General features: G+C 70.5%; 16 protein-coding genes. 11 read left to right on the forward strand and 5 right to left on the reverse strand.

Going from position 1 to position 14,310, the window contains the following annotated elements:
* The first annotated feature begins 185 nt into the window (after nt 1-185).
* Genes IEZ08_RS25265 through IEZ08_RS25290 form a run of 6 tightly spaced genes read left to right on the forward strand, consistent with a single transcriptional unit; the run spans nt 186 to nt 3,846 of the window.
* A complete protein-coding gene (locus tag IEZ08_RS25265) occupies nt 186-1,277 on the forward strand; it encodes a protein-glutamate methylesterase/protein-glutamine glutaminase (RefSeq protein ID WP_068922255.1) in 1,092 nt (363 codons plus the stop codon).
* Between the two features lie 4 nt (nt 1,278-1,281).
* Nucleotides 1,282-2,127 carry a CheR family methyltransferase gene (locus IEZ08_RS25270; RefSeq protein ID WP_068922256.1) on the forward strand — a complete coding sequence of 282 codons (846 nt, stop codon included), beginning with the start codon at nt 1,282-1,284 and terminating at the stop codon, nt 2,125-2,127.
* A 5-nt stretch (nt 2,128-2,132) separates the two neighbouring features.
* On the forward strand, nt 2,133-2,522 hold the full coding sequence (locus IEZ08_RS25275) for a response regulator (RefSeq protein ID WP_068928547.1): 390 nt from the start codon (nt 2,133-2,135) through the stop codon (nt 2,520-2,522).
* On the forward strand, nt 2,519-2,980 hold the full coding sequence (locus tag IEZ08_RS25280) for a chemotaxis protein CheX (protein WP_068922257.1): 462 nt from the start codon (nt 2,519-2,521) through the stop codon (nt 2,978-2,980). Before IEZ08_RS25275 ends, IEZ08_RS25280 begins: the two co-directional genes overlap by 4 nt.
* Before the next feature lie 14 nt (nt 2,981-2,994).
* Nucleotides 2,995-3,357, forward strand: coding sequence for a response regulator (locus tag IEZ08_RS25285; RefSeq protein ID WP_068922258.1), 363 nt, complete (start codon nt 2,995-2,997; stop codon nt 3,355-3,357).
* Between the two features lie 9 nt (nt 3,358-3,366).
* Nucleotides 3,367-3,846, forward strand: a complete 480-nt coding sequence (locus IEZ08_RS25290) for a hypothetical protein (RefSeq protein ID WP_068922259.1) — start codon at nt 3,367-3,369, stop codon at nt 3,844-3,846.
* A gap of 161 nt (nt 3,847-4,007) precedes the next feature.
* On the opposite strand, the gene IEZ08_RS25295 is transcribed toward IEZ08_RS25290, so the two are convergent.
* The 3 genes from IEZ08_RS25295 to IEZ08_RS25305 form a co-directional block, all read right to left on the reverse strand.
* A complete protein-coding gene (locus IEZ08_RS25295; protein ID WP_189243120.1) occupies nt 4,008-4,427 on the reverse strand; it encodes a hypothetical protein in 420 nt (139 codons plus the stop codon).
* Nucleotides 4,427-4,708, reverse strand: a complete 282-nt coding sequence (locus IEZ08_RS25300) for a hypothetical protein (protein ID WP_068922261.1) — start codon at nt 4,706-4,708, stop codon at nt 4,427-4,429. Before IEZ08_RS25300 ends, IEZ08_RS25295 begins: the two co-directional genes overlap by 1 nt.
* Before the next feature lie 99 nt (nt 4,709-4,807).
* Nucleotides 4,808-5,701, reverse strand: coding sequence for a hypothetical protein (locus IEZ08_RS25305; protein ID WP_068922262.1), 894 nt, complete (start codon nt 5,699-5,701; stop codon nt 4,808-4,810).
* A 188-nt stretch (nt 5,702-5,889) separates the two neighbouring features.
* Here IEZ08_RS25305 and IEZ08_RS25310 point away from each other — a divergent pair, with 188 nt between their 5' ends.
* Nucleotides 5,890-6,312, forward strand: a complete 423-nt coding sequence (locus IEZ08_RS25310; RefSeq protein ID WP_068922263.1) for a DUF6157 family protein — start codon at nt 5,890-5,892, stop codon at nt 6,310-6,312.
* Between the two features lie 159 nt (nt 6,313-6,471).
* Here IEZ08_RS25310 and IEZ08_RS25315 read toward each other — a convergent pair whose 3' ends face one another.
* Both IEZ08_RS25315 and IEZ08_RS25320 read right to left on the reverse strand, forming a co-directional pair.
* On the reverse strand, nt 6,472-8,055 hold the full coding sequence (locus IEZ08_RS25315; RefSeq protein WP_068922264.1) for a methyl-accepting chemotaxis protein: 1,584 nt from the start codon (nt 8,053-8,055) through the stop codon (nt 6,472-6,474).
* Nucleotides 8,056-8,273: 218 nt separating this feature from the next.
* Nucleotides 8,274-9,368 carry a methyl-accepting chemotaxis protein gene (locus IEZ08_RS25320; RefSeq protein WP_068922265.1) on the reverse strand — a complete coding sequence of 365 codons (1,095 nt, stop codon included), beginning with the start codon at nt 9,366-9,368 and terminating at the stop codon, nt 8,274-8,276.
* A gap of 445 nt (nt 9,369-9,813) precedes the next feature.
* Here IEZ08_RS25320 and flhA point away from each other — a divergent pair, with 445 nt between their 5' ends.
* From flhA to IEZ08_RS25340, 4 genes are read left to right on the forward strand one after another with little or no spacing between them, the layout of a single operon-like run.
* Nucleotides 9,814-11,838, forward strand: coding sequence for a flagellar biosynthesis protein FlhA (gene flhA, locus IEZ08_RS25325; protein ID WP_068922266.1), 2,025 nt, complete (start codon nt 9,814-9,816; stop codon nt 11,836-11,838).
* Nucleotides 11,816-13,150: a hypothetical protein gene (locus tag IEZ08_RS25330; RefSeq protein ID WP_189243121.1), complete on the forward strand. Its 1,335-nt coding sequence runs from the start codon at nt 11,816-11,818 to the stop codon at nt 13,148-13,150. Before flhA ends, IEZ08_RS25330 begins: the two co-directional genes overlap by 23 nt.
* The gene (locus tag IEZ08_RS25335) at nt 13,147-13,785 is read left to right on the forward strand and encodes a PilZ domain-containing protein (protein WP_068922268.1); all 639 of its coding nucleotides are present in this window, start codon (nt 13,147-13,149) and stop codon (nt 13,783-13,785) included. Before IEZ08_RS25330 ends, IEZ08_RS25335 begins: the two co-directional genes overlap by 4 nt.
* Nucleotides 13,772-14,143 carry a hypothetical protein gene (locus IEZ08_RS25340; RefSeq protein WP_068922269.1) on the forward strand — a complete coding sequence of 124 codons (372 nt, stop codon included), beginning with the start codon at nt 13,772-13,774 and terminating at the stop codon, nt 14,141-14,143. The genes IEZ08_RS25335 and IEZ08_RS25340 overlap by 14 nt, the downstream gene beginning before the upstream one ends.
* The last annotated feature ends 167 nt before the right edge of the window (nt 14,144-14,310 follow it).

The raw sequence follows: 14,310 nt of genomic DNA on the forward strand, positions 1-14,310 counted from the left end.
GATACCTTTATGAAGTTTTCTCATCACTCTGGGTATTCATCCTCCAAGCACCAATCTGCCCAGATTGGCGGGCATGAAGTCCGTATAAGTCCGATGAATCCTCATCCTTCCGCCTGAGCTGTCGATAAGGAGCGCGATGGACGGGCGGTGGCAAAAGTCCCGCTTCTGGCACAGGAGGCACTCGCGTGGTATCAGTTCTGGTGGTCGACGACTCGGTCGTCGTCCGGCGTCTGATTGTCGACGCGCTGAGTGGGGATCCTGGCATCCAGGTGGTCGGCACCGCGCCCAACGGCAAGGTGGCCCTTTCCAAGATCGACATGTTGAAGCCGGACATCGTCACGCTCGACATCGAGATGCCGGTCATGGACGGCCTGACCACCATCAAGGAGATCAGGAAGGTTCACCCACGCCTCCCGGTCATCATGTTCAGCACGCTGACCTCGGTCGGCGCGTCGGCCACCCTGGAAGCCCTCGCCTCGGGCGCCAGCGACTACGTGACCAAGCCCGCCAACGTCGGCAGCGTCGCGGAGTCGATCAGGAGCGTGCGGGAGCAGATCATTCCCCGCATCTACGCGCTGTGCAAGGTGGGCGGCGGCCCGGTCCGCGGGGGCGTCAGGCCCGCCCCGTCCGCCCCGTCCGCCCCGGTCTCGCTGGCCCGCCAGCCCGCGAGCGGGACGGGCACGCCCCAGGTCGTGGCCGTGGGGTGCTCCACCGGCGGCCCGGACGCGCTGTCCAAGGTGGTCAGCGCCCTTCCGGTGGCGTTCCCGCTGCCGATCGTGGTGGTGCAGCACATGCCGCAGGTGTTCACCAAGATGTTCGCCGAGCGGCTCGACCGCGCCGCGCGGCTGAAGGTGGTCGAGGCCCAGGCGGGCATGCCGGTACAGCCCGGGACGGTGTACATCGCTCCCGGTGACTACCACATGGAGGTCGTCCGGCGCGGTCCCGGCGTCTTCACCCAACTGCAGCAGGGACCGCCCGAGAACTTCTGCCGACCGGCCGTGGACGTGCTGTTCCGCTCGGTCGCCGCGGTGTACGGCGGGGCGACCCTGGGTGTGATCCTGACCGGAATGGGCCAGGACGGCAAGCGCGGCAGCGAGGGGCTTGTGGCGAAGGGAGCCGAGATCGTGGTCCAGGACGAGGCCACCTCGGTGGTGTGGGGTATGCCCGGAGCGGTCGCGACCGCGGGCCTGGCCCACGCCGTTCTCCCGCTGAACGAGATTTCCAACCATCTCATCAACCGTGTGGCAGGAGGCCGCACGGTCAGGTCCCGAGGATGACCCGATGGCTCTAACCCAACAGGAGTTCGCCTTCGTAAGCGGGCTCGTCCGACGCGAGGCGGCGATCGTCCTCGAACCAGGCAAGGAATATCTGGTGGAGGCCCGGCTGCTGCCCCTGGCCCGGCGGATCGGCACCGTCACGGTGTCGGAGTTCGTCGCGCGGGCCCAGCGGGAGCGCACGCTGGCCGACCAGATCGTCGATGCGCTGACCACCAACGAGACCTCGTGGCTGCGCGACCGTGAACCGTTCACCGCGTTCACCGATGTCGTGCTGCCCGACCTGATGGAGCGCCGCACCCCGACGCAGAAACTGCGTATCTGGTCGGCGGCCTGCTCCAGCGGGCAGGAGCCGTACGGCCTGGCCATGATGCTTGAGGAGAACCTCAAGAACAGCATGCAGTACGAGATCCTGGCGACCGACATCTCCAGTGAGATGCTGGAGCGCGCCAAGAAGGGCCGCTACAGCCAGCTGGAGGTGAACCGGGGACTGCCCGTCCCCATGCTGGTGAAGTACTTCCAGCGGGCGGGCACCGAATGGCAGGCGAGCGACGCCCTGCGCCGCAACGTCTCCTTCCAGAAGGTGAACCTCGCGGGGAACCTGCCGGCGGTGCCGCCCTTCGACGTGGTGTTCCTGCGCAACGTCCTGATCTATTTCGACCTTGAGACCAAGCGCTCCGTGCTGCGGCGTATCCGCAGCCTGATGCGTCCCGACGGCTGGCTCTTCCTCGGTGCAGCCGAGACCACCATCGGCATCGACGACGGCTACGAACGAGTCGTCGCCGGACGTGCGTCGGCCTACCGGCCACGCGCCGCGACCACTGCGCCGATCGGCGCGACAAGGAAGGGGTGACCACCATGCCCACCGCACTGGTGATCGACGACTCGCGAGCGATGCGCCTCATTCTGCGTCGCATCGTCACGCAGCTGGGCTTCGAGGTCCATGAAGCCGGCAACGGCAGGGAAGCCCTGGAACTGCTGGAAACACTGGACCCAATGCCTCAGGTTGCGCTCATCGACTGGAACATGCCGGAGATGAACGGACTGGAGTTCGTCACGGCGGTCCGCTCCCAGGAGCGGTTCCGGCGGATGACGCTGATGATGGTGACCACGGAGAGCGAGCACGGGCAGATCGTCCGCGCCCTCGCCGCCGGGGCGCACGAGTACGTCATCAAGCCCTTCACCCCTGAGGCCATCGCAGAGAAGCTGGCCCTCCTGGGCCTCGTACCGAGTGGAACCATGTCATGACCACACCCACGATCGACGACCTCCAGGCCATCACCGAGCAGGTCTGGCTGTCCTACCTCGACCCCGAGGGGATCACGCCCTTCCTGCCCTCGGAGGAGAGCCCCGGCATGCCCTGCGTGCTCGCGACGGTCTCCGTGACGGGCGCCTGGGACGGGCACGTCGTCATGACCTTCTCCCAGAAGGCCTCCCGGCTGTCGGCCTCGGCCCTGCTGGGAATGGAGGAGGAGGAAGTCTCCATCGACGATATCGCGGACGCGGTCGGCGAGCTCGTCAACGTGATCGGGGGGAACGTCAAGAGCCTTTTGCCTGACGGTTCCCTTCTCTCCCTCCCGCACGTGGCAACAATCGACGAGGGCGTCAACAAGTGGCCTGCTGCGGTGGAGGTTTGCCGCCTGCAGGGAAGCTGGCAGAACGAGCCGATTGCGATCACCGTGTTGACCAGCAAGAGCTCTGGGTAAGGAGACCTCACATCATGAAGATTCTCATCGCAGACGACAGCCGGGTTATGCGCCAGATCGTCACGCGGACCCTGCGGCAGGCCGGTTTCGGTGGGCACGAGCTCATCGAGGCGGCCGACGGTCGCGAGGCTCACGATCTTGCCATCTCCCAGAAGCCCGATCTGGTGCTCTCGGACTGGAACATGCCGGAGATGACCGGCATCGAGGTTCTGCGGGCGCTGCGGGCGGGCGGAGTGGACGTGCCGTTCGGGTTCGTCACCTCCGAGGGAACCGACGAGATGCGGAAGATGGCTGAGCAGGCCGGTGCGCTCTTCCTGATCACCAAGCCGTTCACCGCGGACAACTTCACCGACGTTCTCGGTCCGATCCTGGGGTAAAGGCCTGCCATGTCGACACTTCCGGTCCCGAAGGACGTCAAGGACCTGTTCGAGGATATGCTCGGCCGCCCCGTCACGGTGGGTGTCACCGACCCCGCGGTTGCCGCCGACCTGAACAAGGCGGTGGTCGCCCTCTATGTCGACAACTCGCGCAAGCTGACAGCCGTCGTGGGCATGGACCTGAAACTGGCCTCCTACGCGGGCGCGGCCATCGGCCTGATCCCGCAGGGCGGCGCCGAGGCGTCCATCGAGGACGGTGAGCTGAGCCCGATGCAGGCCGACAACGTCAGAGAGATCTGCAACATCATCACCAGCCTGCTCAACCAGCTGGCCCTGCCCCACCTGAAGCTGCACGAGGCGTACATGCCCGGCCAGAGCGCCCCGGCGGACGCCACGGCCCGCCTGCTGGCCCTCGGCGCCCGCCTCGACCTGCTGGTCGAGATCGGCGGGTACGGCAAGGGCAAGTTCTGGCTCTCCCTGGCCGGCTGACCGGCCCGCAGCCCGGCCGGACAGGGAGCCTCATCCCGCGAGACGCCGTCCCTCCCGCAGGGGCGGTGTCTCGGCGTGTCCGGCGTGTCCGGTGTCCGGTGTCCGCCCGAGGCTTCTCCGGCGGGCTCCGCACGGGGTCCGGCGGGGTTCGCTCCGGCGCCTCACCCCTCAGGGTCGGCGATCTCGACGATGTGCAGGGGTTCCTCGAAGGCCTGGGCCGCCTGCTCCCAATGCGATCGATCAAGGGTGAGAACGGGACAGATCGAGGCGTCGGCGAGAGCGGCGACGTGCGCGTCCCACGGGTCGAGCCCGGTACAGGCGATCGCGGACGCCAGGGCGATCCCGTGTTCGGGCTCGTGTGGTCCGGCGACGGTGATGTGCTCCATCGTGGCGATCCCGAGGAGCAGGTCGGCGGCGTCCTTGGATCCGGAGTCGAGAGAGGCTCCCGTGATCGCCAGGACGGACATGACCATGGACTGCCTCTCGGCGTCGAACCGGGCGATCATCTCCATGACGTCCGTGTCGCCCCGGGCGAGCTCGACGAGGACCCCGGTGTCGAGGATGAGCGGGGGGAGGGGCACTACGGAGTCCCTTCGGTGACGTCGGACGCCTCGGTGAGCTGTCGCTTGACGTGGGCCATCATCCGGTCGACCCGAGCGTGATCGGCTGCCTGCCGGGAACGGGCCAGGTGCGCCTGGAGGATCGCCCGGCGGCGGCGCTCTTCGCGGACGCGGGCAGCGAGAGCCTCGTTCACGTAGGCCGACAGGGACTTGACGTCGTCATCGCCGAGCCGGGAGCGGACGTATTCAACAAGATCGGGATCGAGTGTGACGGCGATGCTGGGCTTGGCACGGCTGGTCATGAATCTATGCTAATACTTCCCTATGATCTTTTAGGAATGTCAGAACCTCTTCCGTCTTCGCGTACGCATCCCCTCGCCGCGCCGTACGGCAGCGCGACTTCAGGCGGAGCTCGCGGACTGGTGGGCGGTGGCCAGGCGGGTGGTGCGGGCCAGGAGGGCGCGCAGCGGGTGGCCGCCGGGCAGGGCCGTGACGGCCGGGGCGGCGGCGAGGTCGGCCAGGAGCAGGCGGAGGCGGGCGGCCAGGTGCCGGGTCCGGGTGAGGTGGGCGGGGTCCCGGGGGTCGGCGGGGACACGGGAGAGGGACTCGGCCAGCTCGTCGAAGGACTCGGCCAGCTCGGGATCGGAGGCGGGAGCCGCTTCCGGGACGGTGGGACCGGAGGCGGGGACGGGGGCGGCGGCGAGGGGGCCGCGGTGCTCCGGTGGCCGCGTGGTGCGTGTCAGCCGGTCGCAGTGTTCCGGTGACTGCGCGGTGCGTGTCAGCCGGTCGCGGTGCTCCAGCAGCTGCGCCGTGCACGCCAGCAGGGCGGCGGCGTTGCGGTCCAGCCAGGCCCGCTCCCGTGACTCGCCGCGGCGGGCCGCCCGCTCGGCGACCTCGCTGCGGGGTGCGCCGCGCTCGGCGGCGGCGTGCCGGAGCAGGCGGTGCTGTACGGCCTGGCGGGACCGGAGCCCCAGGGCTGCCGCCAGCTCGCCCAGGCTCAGCCCGGACTCGACGCCCAGGGACAGCAGCCGGTGTTCGAGCCGGTCCAGGCGGCCGGGCAGGACCGGGATCGCCCGCCTGCCGTACTCCAGCAGGACCAGCGCGTCCAGCACGTCGCGCCGGAGCACCTCCCCGGGCACGCGCCGGTGGGCGGCGACGTAGGCGGCCACCTCCAGCGGACCGTCGGTCAGCGCCTCCAGGTCGGGGTCGTCGCAGCGGACACGACGGGCGGTGATCTCCTCGATGCGCCGCAGCGCCTCGGACTCCGGCACCGCGCGGACGGTTCTCGTGGGCATGCGTCAATACTGTATTGACGCATGCGTGCCGACGCCACGGCGGAGACGACGGGCCGACGGGGTAGGGGAAGACGGGCCGACGGGCGCGGAGGAAGAACTGGACTGAGCCGACGGTCATTGAGCCGACGGTCGTCCCGTGAACGGACGCCCGTCTCGTAAATGTCGGTCCTGCCGATCATCATGGCCGGGTGGACCTGAACTATTACGACACCCTCATCGCCGTCGCGGACGACTGCCCGGTCGATCACGCCGTGGAGCCGCCGCTGAGAGGCGGGAAGAAGACGGTCGCGGTGGTGCAGTTCGAGATGATCGACGCCGATCCGGGCGTCCTGACGCAGGAGGACGTGCTCTTCGAGAGCTGGCTGCGGCGTCAGGAGCCGGTGGAGCGGTCGGAGGCCGAGATCGAGGAGCTGCGCGCGCAGTTCTTCGCCAAGTCGCAGGCGTGCCTGCGGGCGTCGCCGCTGCCGAAGCAGTACGGCTGGGGCCTGCTCTTCGACCAGGCGGGCCGGGTGCGGCTGTGCCCGATGGAGTCGGCGGAGTATCAGCGCATCGTCGCCGGTGAGGTGGCGGATGTGAAGGTCCTCAAGGCGATGCGGTCCCGCCGCGCCTAGAACCTTCGGATCTCCGCCGCGGCGAGGTACCGCCTGTCTCCGGCGGATGCGACAGGCGTGCGACAGGCGTGCGACAGGCACCAGTGGGAGACGCCGGAGAACACACGGGCCCCGCCCTCGGGAAAAGGGCGGGGCCCGCGTACTGCGCGGCGGGCCCGGTCAGAAGCGGAACCGGCCGACCAGCCGGCGCAGCTCACCGCTCATCGTGGCGAGCGTGTCGGCCGAGTGCTTCGACTGCTCGGCGCCGAGGCGGGTGCGCTCCACGACGGCGGAGACCCCGGAGATGCCGGAGGCGATCTGGGAGCTGCCGCCGGCGGCGCTGGAGACACCGCGGTTCATCTCGTTGGTGGTGGCCGTCTGCTCCTCCACCGCGCTGGCGATGGTCTGCTGCGCCTCACTGATCTTGCCGATCACCTCGGCGATCTGGTCGATCGCCGTCACCGCGTCGGCGGTGTCGCTCTGGATCGCCTGGACCCGCCGGGAGATGTCCTCGGTGGCCTTGGCGGTCTCCTGGGCCAGGTCCTTGACCTCCCCGGCGACGACCGCGAAGCCCTTACCGGCGTCGCCGGCGCGGGCGGCCTCGATGGTGGCGTTGAGCGCCAGCAGGTTGGTCTGCTCGGCGATGCTCGTGATCAGCTTGACCACGTTGCTGATCTGCGCGGACGACTCCCCGAGGCGGGCGACGGTCTCGGTGGCCTCACCGACCTTGGCGACCGTCGCGTCGGCGACGGCGGCGGCGGCGGAGGTGTTGCGGGAGATCTCGGCGATCGACGCCCCCATCTCCTCCGATCCCCCGGCCACGCTCTCCAGGTGACGGGAGACGTCCTCGGCGGCGGAGGCGACCGACCGGACCTGGTCGGAGGCCTGCGCGGAGTCGCCGTTGAGGCTCTCGGCCAGCCCGTTCAGCCCGTCGGCGGCGCGGGCGACCTCGTCGGTGTTGCCGGCGATGCCGCGCAGGGTGCCGGAGATCCGCTCCAGCGCCTCGTCCAGCGCCGCGCCCATGCGGCCGATCTCGTCGCCGCGGTCGATGCCCAGGCGCGGGGTCAGGTCCCCGGCGGCGACCTTCTCCAGGACGCCCACGACGCGCTCGGCGGGCTTGCGCACCGAGCGGGTGAGCAGGACGGCGCACGCTCCCCCGAGCAGGACGGCGACGGCGGCCAGCAGGCCGGCGCGCCGGTCGGCGGCGTCACGGTTGTCGGCCAGGGCGGCGAGATGGGTGTTGCGCTCGGCCAGGACCGAGGCGTCGAAGGCCGCGGCGGCGTCCATGGCCTTGATGTAGGCGGGGGCCTCGACGACGTTGCTCAGCCGGACGGCCTCCTCGCGGTCGCCGGACTGCATGGCCGCCCACACCTGCTCGTCGATCCGGCCGAACTCCTCGAACCCCTCGCGGATCGTTGCGGCGGCCGCGCTCTGCTCCCCGGCCGAGGCCGTCGCCTCGGCCTGGTCCAGCAGGTCGGCGACCTTGTCGCGGGCGCCGAGGAAGAACTCGCGCTTGTCGTCCCTGGACGCCTCGGAGGCCGTGTAGGCGGTCTGCAGGCCGTACATGTCGGAGAAGCGGAACTGCAGCAGCGCCACCGTCCGGGCCTTGGGGTCGATCTCCTCGGCCACCCGGCGGGCCTGCTCGTTGAGGTCGCCGCGGACGGCGAAGCCGTCGACGACGACCACGATCAGCAGCGTCAGGACGATGCCGAACCCGGCCCGGAGTTTCCAGCCGAGGGAAAGATCGCGGATGAACCGACGCATTGCCGCACCTTCTTCGAGGCGAGAGATGTTTCTCACTTCATCGGCATTCATCCCTGTCATCTGAGGACGCGCCGGGTGCGGCGACGGAGCAGACCCGGGCAGACACCGGCGGGTCCTGATACGTCCGGGCCCGCCGGGACGGGATCAGCCGGTCCCGACCCGCCGGTACGGGTCCGGATGAGCCCGGACCCGCAGGGACGGGCTCAGTCGGTACGGGCTCAGCGCCGCCCGGCCACCGCGGTGTCGGCGACCTCGGTGAGCCGCGCGGACTGGTCCTTCAGCTTCGCAGCGGCGGTCAGCACGGTCTCGGCCGCCCGGGAGGCGGCCTGGCCCGCGCCGGCGACCGTGGCCATTCCGCGGGACATCTCCGCGCTGGTCGCGCTCTGCTCCTCCACCGCCGCGGCGATCAGCGTCTGCTGCTCGGCGACGGCGTCGATCAGGCTGGCGATGCCGGAGATCCCGGCGGCGGCCTGGGTGCTCTCCGCCTGGATGCCCTCGATCATGTCGGTGATCTGCGCGGTCGCCTCCGCCGTGCGGGCGGCCAGGTCCTTGACCTCGCTGGCCACGACCGCGAAGCCCTTGCCCATCTCACCGGCGCGGGCCGACTCGATGGTGGCGTTCAGGGCGAGCAGCTTGGTCTGCTCGGCGATCTCGGTGATCAGTTTGGTGATGCTGCCGATCTGCCGGCTGGACTCCTGCAGCTGCTCCATCCGGCGCGTGGCGTCACGCGCGGACTCCACCGCCGTCGCGGTGCTGGAGGCGGCGCTGCTGACTCCCTGGGAGATCTCCTGGATGCTCCCGGTCAGCTCGGTGGAGCTCTGCGAGACGGTCTCCGCCTGACTCGCGCTGTCGCCCGCCGTGCGCGCCAGCTCGTCGCCCGCCTCGGCCAGGAGGGTGCTGGTCGCGACGAGTTCCTGGCTCAGGTCCCGTACGGCCTGGTCACCGCGCACCCGCTCCGTGGCGTCCTCCCAGGTCACGATGTATCCACCGGGAATCCGGTCGAAGCCCAGCGACCCGTAGGTCGTCTGCTCGCCGACCGTCAGGTTGGACAGCGCGGTGTAGGGGAAGGACGACGCCTTGCGCAGGTGGGTCTTGAGGCTCTCGGCCAGCGTCAGCAGCGCCTCCAGCCCGTAGGTGGCGACCGTGTCCTGCATGAGCTTGTCGGCCGCCTGGTTGCGGTACAGGACGTCACCGGTCTCGTTGACGATCAGCAGCACCGCGGGGGCCTTGTCCAGCACCGTCATCAGCGCCTCGCGGGACTGCAGCACCGGATGGACGTCCGTGCGTGCCCGGCGGGACCGCCACCATTTCATGTCTGAAGCTCCTCTAATTAGTTGTTCTCTACATGAATCGGCGGCGACGGCTCCGAACTGAGCGACTCGGGCCCGCCGTGGACGGTCAGGCGATGCCTGCCGTGGAGCACGTCTCGGCGCAGGCGCCGGACGACAGGACGCAGCGGATCAACACAACTGGGCAACGGTGGCCGGATCCGTCTAATCCTCGCCCGGCCCCTGCCGATCGGGGGCACGAGATCGCCGGCTCCGCCCCGGCCGAGCCGCGCCGCGCCCTCCGGGCGCCGCGGCTCCTTGGCATGCCTTTTTTCACGACATCTCACGAAAAGTCTTAAGAGGTTCCGGCGGTGGCCGATGGGAGCGGTTGCCAGGACGGCGTGCGGGGTCACGGAGCAGACCTGCGGAAGCGTTCCAAGCCAGAAGCGGAAGCGGAGGGGGCATCGCTTTGCCCAAGGGCCTGAGCCAGATGGCGGTTCCGATCGGCGTCGTCCTGATCGTCGTCATGATGGTCGTCCCGATGCCGACGGTCCTCCTCGACCTGCTCATCGCGGCCAACATCACGATCGCCCTGATCGTGGTCATGGTCAGCATGAACGTCAAGAGGCCACTGGAGTTCTCCTCCTTCCCCGCGCTGCTGCTCGTCCTGACCCTGTTCCGGCTGGCGCTGAACATCAGCGCGACCCGGCTGGTGCTGGTCGACGGCTACGCCGGGAAGGTCATCGAGGCGTTCGGCCACTTCGTCGTCGGCGGCTCCCTCATCGTCGGACTGGTGATCTTCACGATCCTGATCATCATCCAGTTCATCGTCATCACCAAGGGCGCCGAGCGCGTCGCCGAGGTCGGCGCGCGCTTCACCCTCGACGCGATGCCCGGCAAGCAGATGGCCATCGACGCCGACCTCAACGCCGGCCTCATCGACGAGGCCGAGGCGCGCAAGCGCCGCCAGGAGGTCACCGCGGAGGCCGACTTCTACGGCTCGATGGACGGTGGTTCGAAGTTCGTCAAGGGCGACGCCATCGCCGCCATCATCATCACCGTCATCAACCTGGTCGGCGGCTTCGCCGTGGGCATGTTCCAGAAGGGCATGCCGGCCGGCGAGGCCATCCAGACCTACAGCCTCATGAGCATCGGCGACGGCCTGGTCTCCCAGATCCCCGCCCTGCTGCTCTCGGTCGCGACCGGCCTCATGGTCGCCCGCGCCAGCGGCGAGGGCGACATGGGCAGCACGGTCACCAGCCAGCTCGGCGCGCAGAAGCGCGCGCTGCAGGTCGGCGGCGGCGCCGCCCTGGCCCTGGTCCTCATCCCGGGCCTGCCCAAGCTCCCCTTCCTCGTCATCGGCGGGATCGTCCTGTTCATCGCCCAGCGCGTGCCCTCCGCACCGGCCCAGCAGGCCGAGGAGGACCAGGCCGCCGCGGCCGCCGGTCCGGCGCCCGACTCGCCCGAGTCGCTCATGGGAGAGATCCGGGTCGACCCGCTGGAGCTGGCGCTCGCCCCCGACCTCGTCGACCTGGTCGACACCGCCGGCGGCGACCTGCTCGACCGGGTGCGCGCGCTCCGCCGGAAGATCGCCATGGAGACCGGCGTCATCATGCCGCCGGTGCACACCCGCGACGACCTCGACCTGCCCCTGTCGGCCTACGTCATCCGCGTCAACGGCGTGGAGGTCGCCCGCGGCCAGGCCCCGCCCGGCACCGTGCTGGCCATCGGCGACGGACTGGAGGGCCTGCCGGGCCGCGCCGGGCAGGAGCCGGTGTTCGGCCTGGAGGGCAAGTGGGTCCCCGCCGAGCTGCGGCACCAGGCGGAGCTCCTCGGCGCGACCGTGGTCGACCGGGCATCGGTCATCATCACCCACCTGTCGGAGACGGTGCGCTCCAACGCGGGCCGCCTGCTGGGCCGAGAGGACGTCCGCGCGCTGGTCGAGGCCGTACGGCGCACGCACCCGGTCGTGGTGGAGGAGCTCACCCCGGCGCTGCTGAGCCTGGGCCAGATCCAGACGGTCCTGCAGTCCATGCTCGACGAGGGCGTGTCCATCCGGGACCTGGTGCGCATCTTCGAGGCGCTGTCGCTGGCCGGCAAGGGGACCTCGGACCTCGACACGCTCTGCGAGGCCGTCCGCAACGCGCTGGGCCCGGCCATCGCCGCCCAGCACGCCGAGCCGGGCGGGAGCCTGCCGGTCCTGACGCTGGACCCCAGGCTGGAGCACGCGCTGCTGGAGTCGCTGCGCCCCACCGAGCAGGGCATCCAGCTCCTCATCGACGCCACCCGCGCCGAGAGCCTGATCACCCAGGCGAGCAAGCTCGCCGAGAACGCCGAGCACCAGGGCGTCGCCCCCGTCCTGGTCTGCTCACCCCAGCTGCGGATGCCGCTGCGGCGGCTGCTGAAGCTGGCCGCCCCCCGTCTGCCCCTGCTGTCCTACACCGAAATCGCGGAATGCCCGTTCCGTGTGGAAACCCTGGGAGTTGTGACCGATGCCGAAGCGCTTGCTGCTTGAGGGAACCGACATCGAGGAGCTGCTGACCCAGGTCCGCAATGAGCACGGACCGGATGTCTCCATCGTGTCGGCCGACCGGGTGCGCACCGGCGGGTTCGCCGGGTTCTTCGCCCGCCAGCGTTACGAACTGACCGTCGAGGTCAACGACGAGCCGGTCCGCCCGGCCGCCCCGGCCCAGGGCTCCGCCGTCCCCGCGGCCGTCCCGGTCCAGGCTCCCACCGCCGCCCCGGCCTCCGTGCAGTCCTCCGCCGACCCGGTGGCCGCGCTCCTGGCCCGCGCCGAGGAGCAGGAGCGGCAGCTGGGCGCCTCCGGCTCCCGCCCCGCCGTCCCGGCCCAGGGCTCCGTGGCCGCCCCGGTCTCCGTCCCCGCCGCCTCCCCCAGCCTGGGCCAGGCCCTGGGCTCCCCGGCGTTCACGGCCCCCTCCGGTACGGCGCAGGCCGTGCCGTCCCGGGTCCCCGCCGCCGCGGCCGGCGACTTCGTCGTCGAGCCCGGCGCGGAGAGCCTGGCCTTCGCCGACATGCTGAGCGCCCTCCAGCGCGACGGTTCCGCCACCCGGTCCGGCGCCCTGGTGGCGCGGGCCTACCAGCCGCCGGCCGTCGTGGAGGAGCAGCCCGCCACCGGGATGGCGCGTTCCTTCCACGCGCCCGTCATCGAGCAGCAGCGGCCGTTCGTGCGCGGGCTGATCGAGCTGGGCATGCCCGAGGGCATGGCCCGCAAGGCCACCGAGACGGACATGTACGGAGCGGTCAAGAGCGCCCTGGCGGACCTGCCCGACGCCCCCGGCCTGCCGGGCAACCCCGGCGACGTGCTCGTCATCGTCGGCGAGACCCACTCCGCGCTGCGGCTGGCCAAGAAGGCCGCGCGCATCCTGAACATCGGCCCCGGCCAGATCCTGCTGGCGGCCCGTTCCACCGCGGGCACCGACATCCACACCTCCCGCCGCCTGTCCGGCCCGCGGGCCGCCGCCCAGAAGGCGCGCAAGATCCACCGCGATGACGTTCCGTACGTGGTCGTCGTCGCCTCCACCCCCGAGGAGCGCAACGGCGAGTGGGCCGGCGCCGTGGCCGACGCGCTCGGCGCCACCGCCGTGTGGGCGGTCGTCGACGCGACCCGCAAGACCGCCGACACCGCGCGCCACCTGCGCTCGCTCGGCAAGGTGGACGCCGTCGCCGTCACCGCCGTCGAGGCGACCGGCGACCCGGCCAGCGTCCTCCATCTGGACCTGCCGGTCTCCTACCTGGATGACCGCCCCAGCAACCGCCAGGCGTGGACCGCTCTGCTGTGCGAGCGACTTGAGGAGATGCAGTCGTGACGTCCGTCAGCCTTCCCGGCATCAACGCGCTCGTGGAGCTCTCCCTGTCGGACGGCAGGAGCTACCCGACGCGCGTGGAGGATGTCGACGGGTTCGTGGTCAAGGTGGCCGCGCCACGCGGCGCCGGCGACATCGACGTGCCGGCGCTCGGTACCGAGGTGTCCCTCCACTGGACCGGCCCCCGCGGTCTCTACACCGCGCCCGGCGTGCTCACCTCCATCGAGCGCGACCGGGTCAGCCTCTGGTCGATCGAGGCCGACGGCAGCGTGGACTACTACAGCCGGCGCACCGCCGTACGGGTGACCGCAGGTGAACCGATCCGGCTCCTGGACCTCACCACGGGATCGGAGGTCTTCCACGGCCGGTTCGTGGACATCTCCGAGCGCGGCGTCCGCTGCCACGGGGCGGCGGCCGGGCTCTCCGCGGAGCAGCCCCTGATGGTCAAGATGGTGCTGGACAACCACCTCCTGGCGCTGGAGGGCAGCGTGCTCACCGTGAGCGACCACGAAGGGGAGGACGTCACCACGGTGGTCATCTACGATCCGCCGGAGGCCCAGGCACAGGTGATCCGGCGCTACGTCCTCAACGCGCAGATCCGGGCAAGGAAGGCGGCCGCCGACAGTGCTACTGGCTAACCCCCTCACTCTGCTGCTCGCCCTGGTCCTCGCCGGTCCGGCGCTGTGGCACGCGTTCGTGCTGGAGGACCTCGACATCGCCACCGCCCTGGTCCGGTACCTGATAGCCGTCTTCGTCAGCGGCCTCATGCTGTCCGCGGTACGCAGGGTCACCGCTCCCTACCTGAAGGACGAGTCCGAGGAGGCGGGGGAGACGGTCACGACCCTGTCGGTCGACCGGGTGCCGACCGCCGCCAGGAGGGCCACCGACCCCGCCTCTCCGGAGCCCGCGTCGGACATCGCGGAGCTGGAGCCGACGCAGATCCAGTCCCCGCGGGCCGAGATCGCCGCGCTCCCGCCGGCGGGCGGCGCGCGCTGATCCGCCGGAGGGCCATCCGCTGACCGTCTGGCCAGTCGATCGGTTGTGCGGTCATCGGGATATCGAACGTCTCACCTCGAACCACGGGGTGCCGATGGGCGATGAGCAAGACGTCTTCATCCGCCGCTGCCCCAGCAGCCCCCGGTCTCGCTGGAAAGGACCTGACC

The organism is Planobispora rosea (assembly GCF_014648175.1).
Lineage (GTDB): Bacteria > Actinomycetota > Actinomycetes > Streptosporangiales > Streptosporangiaceae > Planobispora > Planobispora rosea.

Coding starts and splice junctions, on each gene's coding strand:
- IEZ08_RS25270 (WP_068922256.1), top strand. CDS start 1,282: ATGGCTCTAACCCAACAGGAGTTCGCCTTCGTAAGCGGGCTCGTCCGA.
- IEZ08_RS25275 (WP_068928547.1), top strand. CDS start 2,133: ATGCCCACCGCACTGGTGATCGACGACTCGCGAGCGATGCGCCTCATT.
- IEZ08_RS25280 (WP_068922257.1), top strand. CDS start 2,519: ATGACCACACCCACGATCGACGACCTCCAGGCCATCACCGAGCAGGTC.
- IEZ08_RS25285 (WP_068922258.1), top strand. CDS start 2,995: ATGAAGATTCTCATCGCAGACGACAGCCGGGTTATGCGCCAGATCGTC.
- IEZ08_RS25290 (WP_068922259.1), top strand. CDS start 3,367: ATGTCGACACTTCCGGTCCCGAAGGACGTCAAGGACCTGTTCGAGGAT.
- IEZ08_RS25300 (WP_068922261.1), bottom strand. CDS start 4,708: ATGACCAGCCGTGCCAAGCCCAGCATCGCCGTCACACTCGATCCCGAT.
- IEZ08_RS25305 (WP_068922262.1), bottom strand. CDS start 5,701: ATGCCCACGAGAACCGTCCGCGCGGTGCCGGAGTCCGAGGCGCTGCGG.
- IEZ08_RS25315 (WP_068922264.1), bottom strand. CDS start 8,055: ATGCGTCGGTTCATCCGCGATCTTTCCCTCGGCTGGAAACTCCGGGCC.
- IEZ08_RS25320 (WP_068922265.1), bottom strand. CDS start 9,368: ATGAAATGGTGGCGGTCCCGCCGGGCACGCACGGACGTCCATCCGGTG.
- flhA (WP_068922266.1), top strand. CDS start 9,814: ATGGCGGTTCCGATCGGCGTCGTCCTGATCGTCGTCATGATGGTCGTC.
- IEZ08_RS25330 (WP_189243121.1), top strand. CDS start 11,816: ATGCCGAAGCGCTTGCTGCTTGAGGGAACCGACATCGAGGAGCTGCTG.